15 protein-coding genes are annotated in these 17295 nt (G+C 63.4%); 13 read left to right on the top strand and 2 right to left on the bottom strand.

Translation table 11 applies throughout. The annotated features are described in order from the left end of the window. Positions 1-9 precede the first annotated feature (9 nt). On the bottom strand, positions 10-639 hold the full coding sequence (locus tag HB634_RS08335) for a GIY-YIG nuclease family protein (RefSeq protein ID WP_213948265.1): 630 nt from the start codon (positions 637-639) through the stop codon (positions 10-12). Between the two features lie 210 nt (positions 640-849). Here HB634_RS08335 and HB634_RS08330 point away from each other — a divergent pair, with 210 nt between their 5' ends. Together HB634_RS08330 and HB634_RS08325 are read left to right on the top strand one after the other, a co-directional pair. Beyond that, the gene (locus HB634_RS08330; protein WP_213948264.1) at positions 850-2169 is read left to right on the top strand and encodes a S41 family peptidase; all 1320 of its coding nucleotides are present in this window, start codon (positions 850-852) and stop codon (positions 2167-2169) included. Between the two features lie 47 nt (positions 2170-2216). Beyond that, on the top strand, positions 2217-2642 hold the full coding sequence (locus tag HB634_RS08325; protein ID WP_213948263.1) for a hypothetical protein: 426 nt from the start codon (positions 2217-2219) through the stop codon (positions 2640-2642). A 176-nt stretch (positions 2643-2818) separates the two neighbouring features. Here the strand turns inward: HB634_RS08325 and HB634_RS08320 are convergent, their stop codons facing one another. After that, complete coding sequence (locus tag HB634_RS08320; protein ID WP_213948262.1) at positions 2819-3970, bottom strand: GGDEF domain-containing protein; 1152 nt, start codon at positions 3968-3970, stop codon at positions 2819-2821. A gap of 338 nt (positions 3971-4308) precedes the next feature. On the opposite strand from HB634_RS08320, the gene HB634_RS08315 reads away from it, so the two are divergent. From HB634_RS08315 to HB634_RS08265, 11 genes are all read left to right on the top strand, one after another. Continuing rightward, positions 4309-4854, top strand: coding sequence for a ribosome maturation factor RimP (locus HB634_RS08315; RefSeq protein ID WP_213948513.1), 546 nt, complete (start codon positions 4309-4311; stop codon positions 4852-4854). 45 nt (positions 4855-4899) lie between these two features. Continuing rightward, complete coding sequence (gene nusA / locus HB634_RS08310; RefSeq protein WP_063573258.1) at positions 4900-6414, top strand: transcription termination factor NusA; 1515 nt, start codon at positions 4900-4902, stop codon at positions 6412-6414. A 133-nt stretch (positions 6415-6547) separates the two neighbouring features. Beyond that, positions 6548-9502 carry a translation initiation factor IF-2 gene (infB, locus tag HB634_RS08305; RefSeq protein ID WP_213948261.1) on the top strand — a complete coding sequence of 985 codons (2955 nt, stop codon included), beginning with the start codon at positions 6548-6550 and terminating at the stop codon, positions 9500-9502. Positions 9503-9578: 76 nt separating this feature from the next. Next, positions 9579-9959 (top strand): 30S ribosome-binding factor RbfA, encoded by a 381-nt coding sequence (rbfA, locus tag HB634_RS08300; RefSeq protein ID WP_063572533.1) that lies wholly within the window; start codon positions 9579-9581, stop codon positions 9957-9959. Between the two features lie 150 nt (positions 9960-10109). Then, positions 10110-11027, top strand: coding sequence for a tRNA pseudouridine(55) synthase TruB (truB, locus tag HB634_RS08295; protein WP_063572534.1), 918 nt, complete (start codon positions 10110-10112; stop codon positions 11025-11027). 140 nt (positions 11028-11167) lie between these two features. Further along, the gene (gene rpsO, locus HB634_RS08290; protein ID WP_046981277.1) at positions 11168-11434 is read left to right on the top strand and encodes a 30S ribosomal protein S15; all 267 of its coding nucleotides are present in this window, start codon (positions 11168-11170) and stop codon (positions 11432-11434) included. A gap of 24 nt (positions 11435-11458) precedes the next feature. Then, on the top strand, positions 11459-13564 hold the full coding sequence (pnp, locus tag HB634_RS08285) for a polyribonucleotide nucleotidyltransferase (RefSeq protein WP_063572535.1): 2106 nt from the start codon (positions 11459-11461) through the stop codon (positions 13562-13564). A gap of 180 nt (positions 13565-13744) precedes the next feature. Further along, a complete protein-coding gene (locus tag HB634_RS08280; protein WP_213948260.1) occupies positions 13745-14761 on the top strand; it encodes a poly(R)-hydroxyalkanoic acid synthase subunit PhaE in 1017 nt (338 codons plus the stop codon). After that, positions 14758-15825, top strand: a complete 1068-nt coding sequence (locus tag HB634_RS08275) for a class III poly(R)-hydroxyalkanoic acid synthase subunit PhaC (RefSeq protein ID WP_213948259.1) — start codon at positions 14758-14760, stop codon at positions 15823-15825. The genes HB634_RS08280 and HB634_RS08275 overlap by 4 nt, the downstream gene beginning before the upstream one ends. A gap of 5 nt (positions 15826-15830) precedes the next feature. Then, positions 15831-16325: a DUF2165 domain-containing protein gene (locus tag HB634_RS08270; protein WP_063571541.1), complete on the top strand. Its 495-nt coding sequence runs from the start codon at positions 15831-15833 to the stop codon at positions 16323-16325. Positions 16326-16393: 68 nt separating this feature from the next. After that, complete coding sequence (locus HB634_RS08265) at positions 16394-17245, top strand: hypothetical protein (RefSeq protein ID WP_157503975.1); 852 nt, start codon at positions 16394-16396, stop codon at positions 17243-17245. The last annotated feature ends 50 nt before the right edge of the window (positions 17246-17295 follow it).

Genomic DNA, 17295 nt, shown 5'->3' with positions numbered 1-17295 from the left:
CTTCTTGACTCAGCGGAACAGGCGACGGTGTTCGCCATTCGCGTACCAGTCGATCACATGCCGGGGCAGCCGTGATTCGACACCCACGCCGGCAGCGACGTACATGTCGAGCGTATCGATGAGCGCCCTGCGCAGGCGCGTGGCGTCGCGGTCGTCAGGCGCGTTGTGCGTCGCCCAGTCGAGCGCATCCACGATCCGCGCCGACCAGTCGTGCAGGAGATCGGCACGCGCTTCCAGATAACCCTGAAGCCACGGCACAAGGCTGCGGCTAAGGTTCAGGCCGTCAGTGCGAGCGATGTCCTCCAACAGAGCGGCGACGTCTGCGTGTACTCCTCGATACCACTCCGTGTGTCCCGCGGCCGATACCGGCACGACAAGCGGCGCCATCGCGCGCTGCTCGGGGAATGCCTCGATGAGGCGACGTTCGATGCGCCTTGCATCGACCACGCGCTCGGCATCGAGAAGCAATCCCCGCTCCAGGTCGAAGAAGTCGAAGAAACGACGGTGCAGCGTGCTGAACCGCGTGAAGGGATCGCGTGAAAAGCCGACCTTCAGCAGATCCTCGTCGCGGCATGGCAGCACATAGACGTAGGCCTTGCCGCGTGAAGCAAAGCGGGGATAGGGAGCGTCGTCGTCCATCTACCAAGTATGCGGTCGAGATGTGCGCAAGGGCCGTGACAACATCGTGGTCCCGTTGCATGATCGCCTCCTCATTCATGGACCGGTGGAGTGCTCGTGCAAGGACGTACGCGTGATGGAGAAGGGCGCGGATGGCTGGCGCGCTCTTGCAAGCTCGCCGCTTGGCTATTCGTTGTCGGCGGGGTGATTTTTCCGGGAACGGACGTCGTCATGGCGCAGGTGGCTCCGGCCGCCATCCCATCCTTCCAGGCATACCCCTGGGCCGCGTACGAGGTCCAGTTCTCCGGCAATGCCCGCGATGCCACGGGGGCGACCGTGCACCTTTCCAGCAAGGGTGACGACGTGAAGCCGTTCGGGTCCGCGACGACGAACATCGACGGAACGCCATTCAGGAATCACCGTCTTCGCCTTTCCGCGGACCTTGCCACGCACGATGCCATCGACGGCGCCGCGGTCTGGATCCGCGCGGATGCGGCGGGGAAATCACGGGCCTTCATGAACTCCGAAGCGGAGCCGGTGAACGACCGGACCGGGAACGGGCATCGGCAGGTCGAGATCGATGTTCCATGCGATGTGGATCGCATCGCTTTCGGCGTACTCCTGATGAAGCACGGCGAACTCACGGCTACCCGCCTCATCCTCGAGGATCTCGGTGAGGAACAGTCGTCACCCTTCGCTGGACCCACCCTGGATGCCGCGATCGATATCGTTCGCAAGAACGCGTACCACTCGCGTGATGTCGACTGGTCGAGCGTGGAGTCCGAGGTCAGGGAGTTCGCAGGTAAGACGGGCAAGCTTTCCGAAACGCATGCGGCCATCAAGGTGTTGCTCAAGGCGTTGAACGATCACCATAGCTTCTTGATGGATGCGAGTAGGGCGGCGGCCTATATGCATAACGGTCAGGCTTCCGGTGCTGCGAGGGTGGAAGCGCGCGGTATCGACCTCGGCTATATCTCCATGCCGAGCTTCATGGGGACGGATCCAAAGCTCGCGGCAGACTTCGCGGCGTCTCTGTCGAAGGCCATCGTCGACCTCTCGCCGCGTTGCGGATGGGTGCTGGATCTTCGCAAGGACAGCGGCGGCAACATGCATCCCATGCTGGCCGCTCTGCGGCCCTTGCTCGGGGCATCACCGGTGGGCTCCTTCGAGCAGGCCGACGGACGTATAACGCCTTTCCCGGTCATGGGTTCGGCGACAGTCGACCAGTCGGCCGTACCGGTCGCGGTCCTGACCGGACCTCACACCGCGAGTTCGGGTGAGGCCGTTGCCGTTGCGTTCAAAGGACGGTCGAACACCCGATCGTTCGGTTCGGGGACGGCCGGCTTGTCGAGCGGCAATGAGCTATTCCCGCTACCGGACGGCAGTGTGATCGCACTGATGGTCTCGATCGACCGTGATCGCGGCGGTCACCGCTACGGTGGTGTGATCGAGCCCGATGAGCCCGTGGACGATGCGGCGGCCGAGGCCAACGCCGCCGCGTGGCTTCGCGAGAAGTGCCGGGCGGCGGCGAGCCAGTCCGGGGCGAAATAGGGCGTATCCTTGCCTCGGTCTGATTCAGCCACACAGGAACACCGGGCATGCTGATCCACGGTAGCTGCCACTGCGGCAACATCACGTTTGACCTCGTCTGGCCGGAACATACCGAGACGATCGGCGCCCGCGCATGCACATGCACGTTCTGCCGGAAGCACGGGGCGGTGTGGACGGCGAATGCGTCGGCGTCGCTCAGTGTGCATGTCGAAGATAGCCGGCTGCTCTCCGATTATGCCTTCGGCACCGAAACCGCCGACTTCAGGGTATGTGCCCGCTGCGGCGTGGTTGCTTGCTGTACCAGTCTCATCGAAGGGAAGCTGTACGCGGTGGTCAACGTCAATACGTTCGACGACTTCGACAGCTCACGCCTCGTGCGAGGTGAGGTCAGCTTCGACGGCGAAGAGGAAGCGACGAGGTTGGCGCGTCGGGCCGCGAATTGGATCGGCGACGTACGCATGACCGAACTCTGATGCCATTTTGAGATTCGTTCTATCGACAGTCGATAAGTGTGGGATCTAGGATCATCTTGCATTTGCGCTTTCGACAAAGCGCGGAAAGTCGACCGTCAAAGAATGACGAGTTGGAGTGTGCGGAGCGAACCATCGGAAATGCGCTGAAAGCCATCCGCCCACGTGTCGCCTGACCCTCAAGCCACCTCGACCCGGTTCCGCCCGGCATTCTTAGCCCGGTAGAGGGCCTCGTCCGCGGCCTGGATGAGTACGTGGATTTCCGTGTTGGTCGAGGTGCAGACCCCGACGCTGGTTGTGAAGGCGATCGAGGCACCCGAGAACGGCGCCGGCGCGCCTTCAATCCGGGTCCGCAGGCTCTCGGCCAGGCTGCTCGCCGCATTCGGTGAGGCCCCCGGAAGCAGAAGCAGGAACTCCTCGCCGCCGTAGCGGGAAAACAGGGCGTGCTCGGGGATGCCGCTGGCGCGGACGGTTTCCGCAAAGTGCTTGAGCACCGCGTCGCCGCCGGCATGGCCCCAGGAATCGTTCACCGCCTTGAAGTTGTCCAGGTCGAAGAGCAGGGCGGAGTTACTGCGGCCGCGCGTCGTCGCGAGCCGACGGTTCGATTCCCGGACCACGGCGGTGCGATTCAGCAGGCCGGTCAGGCCATCGATTTCGGCGGCGCAGCGCAGGTCGTGCACCAGGCGTTGGGCCAGCATCAGGGTGAAGCCGGTGCTCAGCAGGAAGGTGCAAAGAATCCCGAACAGGTAGTTGGACGTCGTCAGGATGGATGACAGCAGCACGTGCGATTCCATCTCAGGATGCATTGAGACTGCTGCCCGGGCCAGATAAAAGAAGGTATCGATGGCGAAGACGAGCGCAGTGAACGCGCAGCCTGTCCTCAGCTCGCGCGGGGCACGGAACAGGAGGAGCCAGATCATCCAGGCATCCCAGATGATGCTCTTCACGCCGAACACGGTGGCTTCGACCGCCTGGGGTGGGGGTGTGAGGAGAAAGGCGACTTGCACCGCCAGGAACAGGGCGATCAGCAAGGCTGGCCACCGCCACCGCAGGGGATATTTGATGTGGATGGCGATGCCACCGAGCATGGCGCCATTGGCGGCCGCTATCAGCAGGCTTCCAACGATAGTCGACAGGAAGGTCGCATTTTCGTCGTAACCTTCCGCCAGCCCGGCCAGGGTAAGCAGCCAGAACGCCCCTGCCCAGATGTGCAGGGCGAGCATCCCGCGCAGCACCATACTGAGCAGGGTAAAACTCAATGCAATGGTCGCCCCCACGGCCAGGCCGATAATGCCTAGCGTGTGTACGTCGAGATTCGCCGTACCGTCCATCCCGTCCCCCGGTTTCGCCCCTGGGGCCATTCTAGGACGGGACCGACGACCTTGCACGAAGACATTAAAATACGATAGACTTAGTGAATCTTAAGCGCCGTTGGGCCCCGGTTTAGGCCTTACACCCAGTGGGTGCTTCAGGAACTTTCTTTTTACAAGAAAGCCTCCTCGTGAGGCTTTTTTGTTGGGCGCACGGAGGCGCCCTGCGACACACTGTGAGCGCCGTCAGGGCATCGCGGCGAGCGCTGGAGGAAAGTGTCGGATACATCGGCGACGTAATGGAATGGGCCGCTCGCGCCCTTTTTTTGTTTCTGGCGAATGGAAAAACCGCAGGTAACGTGGATACCAACGCACTTACACAACGCTTTTCAGACATCGTGGCCGAGCTTGGCCTCGAAGTACTGGGTATGGATTTCGCCCCGTCCGACGGGCAGCAAACGCTGCGCGTCTATCTGGACGTACTCGGCGCCGAGCGCGAACGTCGCGAAGCAGCTGAGCTGCCTGGCGAAGTGACGGTCGAGGATTGTGCGACCGCGAGTCGCGAGTTCTCCGCCTACCTGGACGTTGAAGATCCGATCCCTGGCAACTACGTATTAGAAGTCTCCTCACCCGGCATCGAGCGCCCTCTGTTCACGGCGGAGCAGTTCGCTCGCGTGAGCGGCCAGGAAGTCAAAGTGCTGCTGAAGGCCCCGGTCGAGGGTCGTCGGCGCCTCAAAGGCAACGTCATTGAAGTAAATGGCGAGCACATTGTGGTCGAGGGTGAGGCTGGCCGATTCGAATTCGAGCATGCGGACGTCGAAAGCGCCCGCGTGGTTCCCGATTGGGTGGCTCTTGGCTATGCGCCACAGCCGAAGCCCGGTCTGGGCGGAAAGAAACCCAAATAACGAAACGACGGGGTGCCGCGGGGCATCCTTACGGGAGTAGCGGCAATGAGCAAAGAACTTTTGCTGGTAGTCGACGCGGTCGCCAACGAAAAAGGCGTACCGCGCGAAGTCATTTTTGACGCCATGGAAGCGGCGCTGGCCTCGGCCGCCAAGAAGCGCTACCCCGATGAGGATCCGGACATTCGTGTCGAGATCGATCGCAACACGGGTGATTACGAGACCTTCCGTCGCTGGGAGATCGTCGCCGACGACGTCGAAATGGAGGATCCGTCTTACCAGATCCGCCTGATGGACGCTGAAGACGAAGCCGGCGAAGGCGAAGTGGCGGAGATCGGTGGTGCCATCGAGCATCAGGTCGAGAACGCCGAGTTTGGCCGCATCGCTGCGCAGGCTGCGAAGCAGGTCATCGTGCAGCGTGTTCGCGAGGCCGAGCGCCAGCAGGTGGTCGACCAGTTCGTGGATCGCGTTGGCGAACTCGTCACCGGTATCGTCAAGCGCGTCGAGCGCGGCAACGTCTATCTCGACCTCGGCAGCAATGCGGAGGCCTTCATCCCGCGCGACAAGACGATTCCCCGTGAATCGGCCCGCGTCGGCGACCGCGTTCGCGGTTACCTGTACGAAGTGAAGTCGGAAGTCCGTGGTCCGCAGCTGTTCGTTTCGCGCAGCGCGCCGGAATTCATGATCGAACTGTTCAAGCTCGAAGTGCCGGAAGTCGGCCAGGGCCTGGTCGAGATCAAGGGCTGCGCCCGCGATCCGGGTGACCGCGCCAAGATCGCCGTCGTCGCCCACGATAGCCGCACCGATCCCATCGGCGCATGCATCGGCATGCGCGGTTCGCGCGTGCAGGCCGTGTCCAACGAGCTCAACGGCGAGCGCGTCGACATCATCCTGTGGCACGAGAACCAGGCGCAGTACGTCATCAATGCGATGGCGCCGGCTGAAGTGCAGTCGATCATCATGGATGAAGAGAAGCACTCCATGGACATCGCCGTTGCCGAGGACAAGCTGTCCCAGGCGATCGGTCGCGGTGGCCAGAACGTGCGCCTCGCCAGCAAGCTCACCGGCTGGCAGCTCAACGTGATGACGCAGGACCAGGTGACGGCGAAGAGCGAGGCCGAACAGGCCGCCGCGCTGCAGCTGTTCCAGGACAAACTCGAAGTGGACGAAGAGATCGCCGGCATCCTGGTGCAGGAAGGCTTCTCGTCCATCGAAGAAATTGCTTACGTGCCGAGCGCCGAGCTGCTCAACGTGGAAGGCTTCGACGAAGACATCGTCGAGGAACTCCGTGCTCGCGCCCGCGACGCCCTGCTGACCGAGGCACTGGCAGCCGAGGAAGGTGTGGAAGAAAACCCGCCTTCCGAGGAACTGCTCGGTCTGGACGGCATGGACGATGCGACCGCCTTCGCGCTGGCGGATCGTGGTGTGAAGACGCTGGACGACCTGGGTGACCTTGCCGTCGACGAACTCATCGATATCGATGGCATGACAGAGGAACGCGCTTCGCAGCTGATCATGGCTGCGCGTGCTCCGATGATCGCCCGCCTGGAAAAGGGTGGCTAAGCGCGAGACCGGAAGCGTCCTGGACGGACGCCTCGAGGGAGGCCACGAGGTCTCCCGCCATGGATGGAGGCAGCCGTACGGGTCATCGTCGGCACGTAAGGTTACGCGCGGGAACGGCGGAGAATAAAGAACGATGTCGGACGTCACAATCAAACAACTCGCCCATCAATTGGGCCTCCCGGTCGACAAGCTGCTTGGGCAGCTTGGCGAAGCCGGCATGAAATTCTCCGATGCGGAGCAGGTCATCAGCAGCACCGAAAAGGTGAAGCTGCTCGGATTCCTGCGTCGCACGCACGGCAAGAACGACGCCGCTCCCGAAACGGACGAAACGGCGCCTCGCCAGATCACCCTCAAGCGCCGCACGGTCGGTGAGTTGAAGGTGAGCTCCGGCACGGGGCGTGGCGCTGGCGCGGCGAAGACGGTCAACGTCGAAGTCCGCACCAAGCGCACGTACGTCAAGCGCAGCACGATTGCCGAAGACGCCTCGCACGATCCGGAACGTGAGGACGCCGCGCGCAAGCTCGCCGAGTCTCATGCCCAGCGTGAGAGCGACGAGGCACAGCGCCGCGAGGAGGCCGAGCGCCGACAGGCTGAAGAAGCCCGTCACGCCGCTGAAGCCGAGGCACGTCGTCAGGAAGAGGCTGCCGCCGAGGCGCGTCGCCGCGCCGAGGCCGAGCAGGCCGCCGAGCGCGCACGCGCTGAAGCTGCCCAGGCAGCGGCCAAGACGTCGCCGGCATCTGCCGAAGCGACGGCTGCGCCGACGCCTGCTGCCGCTCCGGCGGCTCCCGCTCCGGCTGCGCCGGTGACTACGTTCACTGACGAGAATGGCGTGACCCACACGACAGGCAAGCTCGATACGCGCCGGCTCGGCATGATCACGCCGACCATCCATGAGCCGCGCAAGCGCGAGCGCGTCATTCCCAAGCCGGTTCCCGCACCGGCGCCGGCCCCGGCGCCTCCGCCGGTCGTGGCGGCTCCGGCGCCAGCGCCGGCTCCGCGTGCGGCTGCGCCTTCACCCGCTCCGCGTCCGGCCCCTGGTTCGGTCGCAGCAGCTAACGATTCGCGTGGTAACGCGCGTCCGAAGCACGGCGGCGGTGGTGGCGGTGGCGGCGGTGGTAACAGCGGCGGCCCCGGCCGTGGCAACGACCGCGACTCCGGCGGCAAGCGTTTTGGTGGCGGCGAGATGCATCTGTCCGATGCCGATCGCGCACGTCGCTCCAGCGCCAATCGTCGTGGCGGCGGCAAGGTCCGTGGTCGCGCCGAAGCCCCGCGCGGCGGCGCTTCGTCCGGTGGTCCGCATGGCTTCACGCGTCCGACCGCCGCGGTGGTCCGTGATGTTGTGATCGGCGACAACAACCTCGTTACCGATCTCGCCCAGAAGATGGCCGTGAAGGGTGCCGAGGTGGTCAAGGCGCTGTTCAAGATGGGCGTCATGGCGACCATCAACCAGACGATCGATCACGACACGGCCGCATTGGTCGTCGAAGAACTCGGTCACAACCCGGTTCGTGCCACCGAGAACGACGCGGAAGCCGCGCTGCAGACGCAGACGCAGACCGCCGAACTCGAGGGCGAGAAGGTTTCGCGTCCGCCGGTCGTCACGATCATGGGTCATGTCGACCATGGCAAGACGTCGCTACTCGACTACATCCGTCGCACCAAGGTCGCTTCGGGCGAAGCCGGTGGCATCACCCAGCACATCGGCGCGTACCACGTCGAAACCAGCCGCGGTGTCATCACCTTCCTCGACACCCCGGGCCATGCGGCGTTTACGTCCATGCGTGCTCGTGGTGCGCAGTCCACGGATATCGTGGTGCTCGTGGTCGCGGCCGACGACGGCGTCATGCCGCAGACGATCGAAGCCGTGAAGCATGCGCGCGCCGCCAAGGTGCCGCTGATCGTCGCGCTGAACAAGATGGACAAGGCCGGTGCCAATCCGGACAACGTCAAGCAGGGCCTCGGCCTCCTCGAAGTCATCCCCGAAGAGTGGGGCGGCGAGACACCGTTCGTGCCGCTCTCGGCGAAGACCGGCGACGGCGTCGATGCACTGCTCGATGCGATTTCGGCCCAGGCCGAAGTCATGGAACTCAAGGCGGTGGCCGATGGCCGCGCTTCGGGTGTCGTGATCGAATCCAGCCTCGACCGCGGTCGCGGTCCGGTGGCCACGGTGCTGGTCCAGCAGGGCACGCTGAAGAAGGGCGACTTCGTCGTCTGCGGCGTCGAATACGGCCGCATGCGTGCACTCGTCGACGAAACCGGTAAGCAGGTCAACGAAGCCGGCCCGTCGATCCCGGTGCAGGTGCTGGGTCTGTCGGGCGTGCCGGAATCGGGTGACGACTTCGTCGCCGTGAAGGACGAGCGCCTGGCTCGCGAAGTGGCGGCCGAACGACTGCTCAAGCGTCGCGAGACCCGCCTGGTCAGCAAGTCGAACCGTCTGGAAGACATCATCGCCCAGATGGGTCAGGGTCAGGGTCAGCAGACCCTCAACATCCTCGTCAAGGCGGATGTGCAGGGTTCGGTCGAGGCGCTGCGCGATTCGCTTACCCAGATCGGCAACGACCTGGTCAAGGTGAACGTGATCGCTTCCGGCGTGGGCGGCATCACCGAGTCCGAGGCCACGCTGGCAACGGCTTCGAAGGCGCTGATCATCGGCTTCAACGTCCGTGCCGACGCGTCGGCACGCAAGGTGATCGATACCAACGGGCTCGACGTCCGTTACTTCTCGATCATCTACGACGTGATCGACCAGGTCACGCAGGCGGCTACCGGCCTGCTGGGCATGGAGATCCGCGAAGAGATCATCGGTGTCGCGCAGGTTCGTGACGTGTTCCGTTCGTCGAAGTTCGGCGCGGTCGCGGGCTGCATGGTCATCGAAGGCAACGTCAAGCGCAGCAAGCCGATCCGCGTGTTGCGTGACAACGTGGTCGTGTTCCAGGGCGAACTCGAGTCGCTCCGCCGCTTCAAGGAACTCGTTGACGAGGTCCGTAACGGCATGGAATGCGGTATCGCCGTCAAGCAGTACAACGACGTTAAGGTCGGCGACCAGATCGAGTGCTTCGAGCGCATCGAAGTGCCCCGCACGCTGTAATTCGCGTCAGCTTGCCTCCCCGGTACGCCGGGGAGGCTTTATTCGTTTATGCACCTATCAAAAACTGGAGGCGGATATGCCGTCCCGTGATTTCAAGCGTACCGACCGCGTGTCCGCCCAGCTTCGCCGCGAAATCAGCGAACTGTTGCATGCGGCTGTACGCGACTACGCGCTGCCTTCGGCCAGCGTGTCGGATGTAGAAGTAACCCGCGACCTCGATTGGGCCACCGTGTGGGTCACGGCGCTCAAGCCGGAAGAGTCGCCGGTAGTGATGAAGGCGCTGAAGGAGCTTGCTCCCGAGTTCCGTCATGCGCTGTCGAAGTCCATGATCCTGCGCAAGGTGCCCCAGCTGAAGTTCAAGTACGACGAGTCCGTCGATACCGGTGAACGCATCGAGCGCCTGCTGCGTGAGAATCCGGTTCCCCCGGCCGATCCCGCAGAAGAAGAGTCCAAGTAGGAGCCGATTCATCGGCGATGCTTTTGTGTGGGAGCTGCTTCAGCAGCGATGGGGTGCTAGCGGCAAACTGGCCCGCTGGCGCGGGATCGCCGATGAATCGGCTCCTACAGTGTTCTGGCCATCTCTTGGCCACTTCTCATTTCTGCCTCTATGAACCGCCGAACCTTTCGTGACATCCACGGGATCCTTCTGCTCGACAAGCCACTCGGCCTGAGCTCCAACCAGGCATTGCAGGCGGCGCGTCGGCTCGTGGGCGCGGCCAAGGGCGGTCACACGGGCAGTCTCGATCCGCTCGCGACCGGGTTGTTGCCGCTTTGCTTCGGTGAGGCGACCAAGTTGGCCGGCTGGTTGCTGGGTTCGCGCAAGGCCTATGAGGCCGAGGTGCGGCTGGGCGTGACAACGACGACGGCCGACCTTGAGGGTGACGTGGTGGAGACGTGTCCCGTCCCGGAACTGGACGAGGCGATGATCGAAGCGGCGTTGGCGCCGCTGCGCGGCCATATCGTGCAGATCCCTCCGGCCTATTCGGCGATCAAGCAGGACGGCGTTCCGCTTTACGTGCGTGCGCGACGGGGCGAGGTTGTGGACGTTCCCGCCCGGGAGGTCGACGTCTACCGGCTCGAGGTGATCGGGCGCGAAGGCGATACCGTCCGCTTGCATGTGGAGTGTGGGTCGGGGACGTACGTGCGCAGCCTTGCCGTCGACTTTGGCGCCCATCTCGGCTGCGGCGCCCATCTGACCGGCCTCCGCCGCCTCTGGGTCGAGCCGTTCATGGAGCCGCCGATGATCACGCTGGACACCCTGCGCGATGCCGCCGAGGCGGGCCCGGAGCAGCTCGAAGCCTTCCTGATGCCGGTAGATGCCGGGCTGACGCATATCCTCCGGGTGGAACTCGACCCCGAGCAGACGCGTATCTTTGGCTTCGGCCAGCCGGTGCCGCTGGGGCAGGGCACCCAACCAGGGCGTTGCGCGGTGTGGGGTGCGGACGGGCGTCTCATGGCGCTCGGGGAAATCGCCGACGATGGCCTGCTCCGCGTCCTTCGGGGTCTCAACCTCCCGACCGCTTGACCGGGCTTGTTGCCGGTACGCGCACGACGTTACAATAGAGTGCTCATTTCATAGCTTTCAACACAATGCGAAGCTTGCGCAACTTCAGCGGTCCGCTGAGGTTGCGCAAGCTTCGCACCCGCTTTTAAGGAAACGATTCAATGCTTACTCCCGAACAGACCGGTCAGATCATCAAGGATTTCGGCCGCAAGGAAAACGACACGGGCTCGACCGAAGTCCAGGTCGCCCTGCTGTCCGCCAACATCCTGCAGCTGCAGGATCATTTCCAGGCTCACAAGCAGGACCACCATTCGCGTCGCGGCCTGCTGAAGATGGTCAACCAGCGCAAGAAGCTGCTTTCCTATCTGAAGGCAAACGACCTGGGTCGCTATCAGACCCTGATCGAACGCCTCGGCCTGCGCCGCTAAAACGAACAGGACGAGGAGATCACGGTGGCGAAAGTAACCAAGTCATTCCAGTACGGTAGTCACGAAGTCACACTGGAGACGGGCGAAATTGCCCGCCAGGCCTCCGGTGCAGTCATGGTCAGCATGGGCGGCACTGTCGTTCTGGTCACTGTCGTCGCTGCCCCCAAGGCGCGCGACGGCCAGGACTTCTTCCCGCTCACGGTCGACTACATGGAGAAGTTCTACTCCGCGGGTCGTATCCCGGGTGGCTTCTTCAAGCGCGAAGGCCGTCCGACCGAGAAGGAAACGCTTACTTCGCGCCTGATCGATCGTCCGCTTCGTCCGCTGTTCCCGGAAGAGTTCCGTAACGAAATCCAGGTCATCGCACAGGTCGTGTCGCTGAACCCGGAAGTCGACGGTGACATCCCGGCGCTGATCGGTGCTTCTGCCGCGATGCGTCTCGCCGGCGTGCCCTTCAAGGGTCCGATCGGTGCGGCTCGCGTCGGTTACGCGAATGGCCAGTACATCCTCAACCCGACCGCCGCCCAGCTGAAGACCTCCGACCTCGACCTCGTCGTGGCCGGTACCTCCAGCGCCGTGATGATGGTCGAGTCGGAAGCCAAGCTGCTCAGCGAAGACGTCATGCTCGGCGCGGTGGTGTTCGGTCACCAGCAGATGCAGCTCGCGATCGACACGATCAACGCCTTCGTCGCCGAAGCCGGCGTCAAGACGTTCAAGTGGGACGCTCCGGTCGCCAAGACGGCGCTGTTCGACGCGGTCAAGTCCGCTGTCGGCAACCGTTTCACCGAAGCCTTCCAGATCCGCGACAAGCTCGCCCGTCGTGACGTCGTCAGCGCGCTCAAGAGCGACGTGAAGACGGCCATCGCCGCCGACGCCGAAGCCAATGGCTGGACCGACGCAGACATCGGCAACGCCTTCGGCGAAGTCGAGTACCGCACCCTGCGCGACGGCGTCCTCAGCACGAAGGTCCGCATCGACGGCCGCCAGCTCGACGACGTCCGCCCGATCTCGGTGCGCGTCGGCGTCCTGCCGCGCACGCACGGTTCGGCGCTCTTCACCCGCGGTGAGACGCAGGCCCTGGTCGTTGCCACGCTTGGCACCACCCGTGACTCGCAGCTCATCGACGCGCCGGAAGGCGAGTGGAAGGACACGTTCCTCTTCCATTACAACTTCCCTCCGTTCTCGGTCGGTGAAACCGGTCGCGTCGGTAGCCCGAAGCGTCGCGAAATCGGCCACGGCCGTCTCGCCAAGCGCGGCGTGCAGGCTGTCAAGCCGACGATCGAAGAGTTCCCGTACGTGATCCGCGTCGTCTCGGAAATCACCGAGTCGAATGGCTCCTCGTCGATGGCTTCGGTCTGCGGTTCGTCGCTGGCCATGATGGACGCGGGCGTTCCGCTGAAGTCGGCTGTTGCCGGTATCGCCATGGGCCTGGTGAAGGAAGGCAACGACTTCGTCGTGCTCTCCGACATCCTCGGTGACGAAGATCACCTCGGCGACATGGACTTCAAGGTAGCCGGTACCGCCGATGGCGTGTCCGCGCTGCAGATGGACATCAAGGTCGACGGCATCACCGAAGAGATCATGCGCACGGCGCTGGCCCAGGCCAAGCGTGGTCGCCTGCATATCCTCGGCGAAATGGCCAAGTGCATCACCGAAGCCCGCTCGGAAATGAGCGAGTTCGCACCGCGCCTGCTCACGATCAAGATCCACCCGGACAAGATCCGCGAAGTGATCGGCAAGGGTGGCGCGACCATCCGCTCGATCACCGAAGAGACCGGTACCACGATCGACATCACCGATGACGGCAACGTTGTCATCGCGTCGGTCAACCGCGAAGCCGCCGAAGCCGCGCGCAAGCGCATCGAGCAGATCGTTTCGGACGTCGAGCCGGGCCGTATCTACGAGGGCAAGGTTGCCAAGCTGATGGACTTCGGCGCCTTCGTCACGATCATGCCGGGCAAGGACGGTCTCGTTCACGTCTCGCAGATCTCCAGCGAGCGCGTCGAGAAGGTCTCGGACAAGCTCAAGGAAGGCGACATCGTCAAGGTCAAGGTCCTCGAAGTCGATAAGCAGGGCCGTATCCGCCTGTCGATGAAGGCCGTTACCGAAGACGAAAACGTCACCGGCTAAGCCTGCGTCAAGCGTTATCCACGAAGCCCGGTGTCAGACGACGCCGGGCTTCGTCGTTTCTGGACAATGTGGGAGCCGACTCATCGGCGAAAAGCCAACGGAGCGGTTTAGCGGCAGGTGTTATCGCCGGCATAGCCGGCTCCCACATTTCTCTGCCCCGCCACGCGGTACGATTACCCCATGTCCGATAAGCCCAACGATTTCATCGACCAGTATCAGGCCTTCGTCCGCGCGGGCCTCGAGACTTGGTCGCGCCAGTTCGACCCTGCCAGCGAGGGGGCGGCTGCGTCGCCATCTGCCGACATCATGGGCCGGATGTTCAGTGGCCTGAGTGGATATGGCGACTGGATACGCTCGATGGCGGCCGGTGAACCCGGGGCTGCCCCGTTCGCCATGGGCGGCGTGCCACCGTTTGGCCAGCCCGATCCTGCTGGCGGCTCACCTTATGGGCCGCCCGGTGCCTTTCCACCGGGTGCGGCACCGTTTGGGTACGGTCCTCCGCCGGGAGCCGCGCCCTTCGGCTATGGTCCGCCACCGGGCGCCGCGATGCCCCAGCCAGGTACCGAGCAATTCGACGAATGGGCGAAGGTCGCGCGCGAGGCGCTGTCGATGCCAGCGTTCGGCCTGACACGCGAACAGCAGGAAGAGCAGCAGGCCTTGTTCCGCGCATGGATCGACTACGCTGAGCATTACGCGCGTTTCCAGGCGCTGTTGCAGGGCGTGAACGACCGCGCCGGTGCGGCGCTTCGTGATCAGCCTGTGCCATCGGACCCTGAATCCATGCGTTCGGTGTACGACCGTTGGGTGAATCTTGCCGAGGAGAATTACGGAGAGGCCGCGCTTTCCGATGAATTCCGCGAGGTCTATGCCGCGCTGGTGAATGCGCAGATGCGCCTGAAAGTACTGCAGCAGAAGCAGGTTGAGCGGGTGACGAAGCAGGCGGGCATGCCGACGCGTACCGAGGTGGATAGTCTCGGCGAGCGGTTGCAGGCGATGCGTCGGGAATTGCGGCACATGCACGGTCTTGTTGCGGAAGTAGAGGCGCTGCGCGCTGAAGTGGCGGCGTTGCGGGCAGGAAAAGCGCCCGGCAAGAAGGCTGGCGTGTCGCGGCGACCTATCGCCGCTGAAGCGGCTTCCACAGGAAAGAAGGTGGCTGGCAAGGCAAAGGCCGTTGCGAAGAAGGGTAGGGCGCGATGAACGGAAATCCGTTTTCGTTCGAACCCGAGAGCGCGCGCGCCGAAGTCGAAGCCTTCCGTCGCAAGCTCGAAGCCGGGATGGAAACGCTGAAGCACCTCGGTCCCATTGAGCTCGGCACGACGCCGCGCGAAGCGGTCTATTCCGAAGACAAGCTGACGCTTTGGTACTTCAAGGGCACGAAGAAACCGACGGCGAAGACGCCGTTGCTGATCTGCTACGCACTGGTCAATACGCCCTGGATGGTCGATCTGCAGGAAGATCGCTCGATGGTGCGCAACCTGCTCGCGCAGGGCGAAGACGTCTACCTCATCGACTGGGGATATCCCGACGGTGCCGACCGTTGGCTCACCCTCGAGGATTACATCGACGGTTACCTGGACCGCTGCATCGACGTGATCCGAAAGCGTCATGCCATCGAATCGCTCAACCTGCTCGGCATCTGCCAGGGCGGCGTGTTCTCACTCTGCTATGCCGCGCTGCACCCGGAAAAGGTGCGCAACCTGGTCACCATGGTGACGCCGGTGGACTTCCATACGCCCGACAACATGCTGTCGCATTGGGCGCGCAATATCGACATCGACCTGTTTGTGGATACGTACGGCAATGTCCCGGCCGATGTCATGAACTTCGCCTACCTCACGCTGAAGCCAGTTCGTCTGAACCAGCAGAAGTACGTCGGCCTCGTGGACATTCTCGACAACCCGAAGGAAGTCGAGAATTTCCTTCGCATGGAAAAGTGGATCTTCGATTCACCCGACCAGGCGGGTGAGGCGTTTCGCGAGTTCGCTCGCGACTTCTTCCAGAAGAACCAGCTGATCAAGGGTGAGGCGCACATCGGTGGCAAGGCGATCGATCTGAAGAAAATCACCCACCCGGTGCTGAACATCTACGCCGAGCAGGATCACCTCGTGCCGCCGGCTGCGTCCACGCCCATGGGCGATGTCATTGGCAGCAAGGATTACACCGCGCTCGCTTTCAAGGGTGGCCATATCGGGATCTACGTTTCCGGTCGTGCCCAGGCCCAGGTGCCGCCTGCCATCCATGGCTGGCTCGCCAGCCGTTAGTTGGCATGAATGCGCGCCTGGCCAAAATCCTTCTCTCGCTGACGCTGGCGGCCTTTGCACTGGTCGTGGCGTACGACAACCTCATCGACTATGGCTCGAACTTCGCCTTCGTGCAGCATGTGTTGTCGATGGATACGACCTTTCCGGGCAACGCGTTGCTGGAAAGGGCGATCGTCCGGCCATGGATGTGGCACGCCGGTTACGTTCTCATCATTGCAGGCGAGGCAGCGACGGGCGTATTGCTCCTTATCGGAAGCTTCGCCCTCTGGCGTGCCCGCCACCAATCGACACACCTCTTTCAGGCGGCCAAACGCTGGGTTGTCGCCGGCTGCGCCCTCGGCTTCGTGGTCTGGTTCTTCGGCTTCATGGTGGTTGGCGGGGAGTGGTTTGCCATGTGGCAATCGAAGGCGTGGAATGGGCAGGAAGGGGCCTTCCGGTTCTACATGGCAATCATCGGGGTGCTGATTTTCGTCAATCAGGCTGATTCCGAACCGCAATAGCAGCGGCGTAGGCGCGTGGCATACTCCGCCAGCGGCAAGGGAGCCGCCTGAACAGGGATGGGGGATTCATGAACGCTTTGAAATACGCGTGGCTCATGGCCGGCGCACTGGTTTTGTCTGGGTGTGCCGGGCCGGCGATGAGGCCGCCGACGGCGCTACCCGTGAGTTCGATTTCGATCACCACGGTTGCCCAGGTGCCGGCGTCCGGGCAACTTCCGGCTCCTGCGGCGCACGTGGGTACGTCACAGTACATCGTCATGCAGAACGAGGGTGGAAGCATCTTCCTGGGACCCATCCTCGGAGGACTGCGGGTCGAATCCAAGACACGTGAGATGGCCGAGAAGTACAAGCATTCGGTGTTCGATATCGATCCCATGCCGACGGTGGCTGCGGCGCTTTCGGAGGCCGGCATGCCCGATCGTGGCGCATCGGCGACCTACACTGTGCATCCGTACGTCTACGTTGAGCACGGTACCGACGGAAGGTTCCGCATGGCGCTGGTCTACCAGGTGGAATCGCACGGCGCCCAGCCCTGGATTGGGCGCTACACCTATGACCTCCCGACGCCCATCGCCGAAGCGCGATTCATGAAGCTCGACGACGCGGCGCGCGCGACATTCAACACCGAACTCAACGAAGGGGCGGCAGCGCTCGCCAGCCTGATGCAGCGCGATTTGTCCGGCGCGTTACCCAAGCAGGGGCGTGCCGTTAACGTCGGTACGCTCTGGCTTTGCGGTGAGCGCTTCGGCGGGATCGGCATCTACACGCAGCCTGCCGAGATGTCATTCCGGGGGCAGGTCCTGGAGGAGTCCGGCGGCTTCGTCACCGTACGCATGGACGCCTTGCTGGGGCCTAACCAGGTCTACGGTGTGCACCTGGTCCGTCGTGACTTGGTCCACACATTGAAGTCCAGGACCTAGGCAGGCGTAGGCACGGCGGACCGGCCGCATGCCGGGACGCCGTGCGATAA

Origin of the sequence: Luteibacter sp. dw_328 (genome assembly GCF_018449605.1) — a bacterium.
Taxonomy (GTDB): Bacteria; Pseudomonadota; Gammaproteobacteria; order Xanthomonadales; family Rhodanobacteraceae; genus Luteibacter.
The sequence above is the reverse complement of the archived record's forward strand: the minus strand, read 5'-3'. Positions and strand labels throughout refer to the sequence as shown.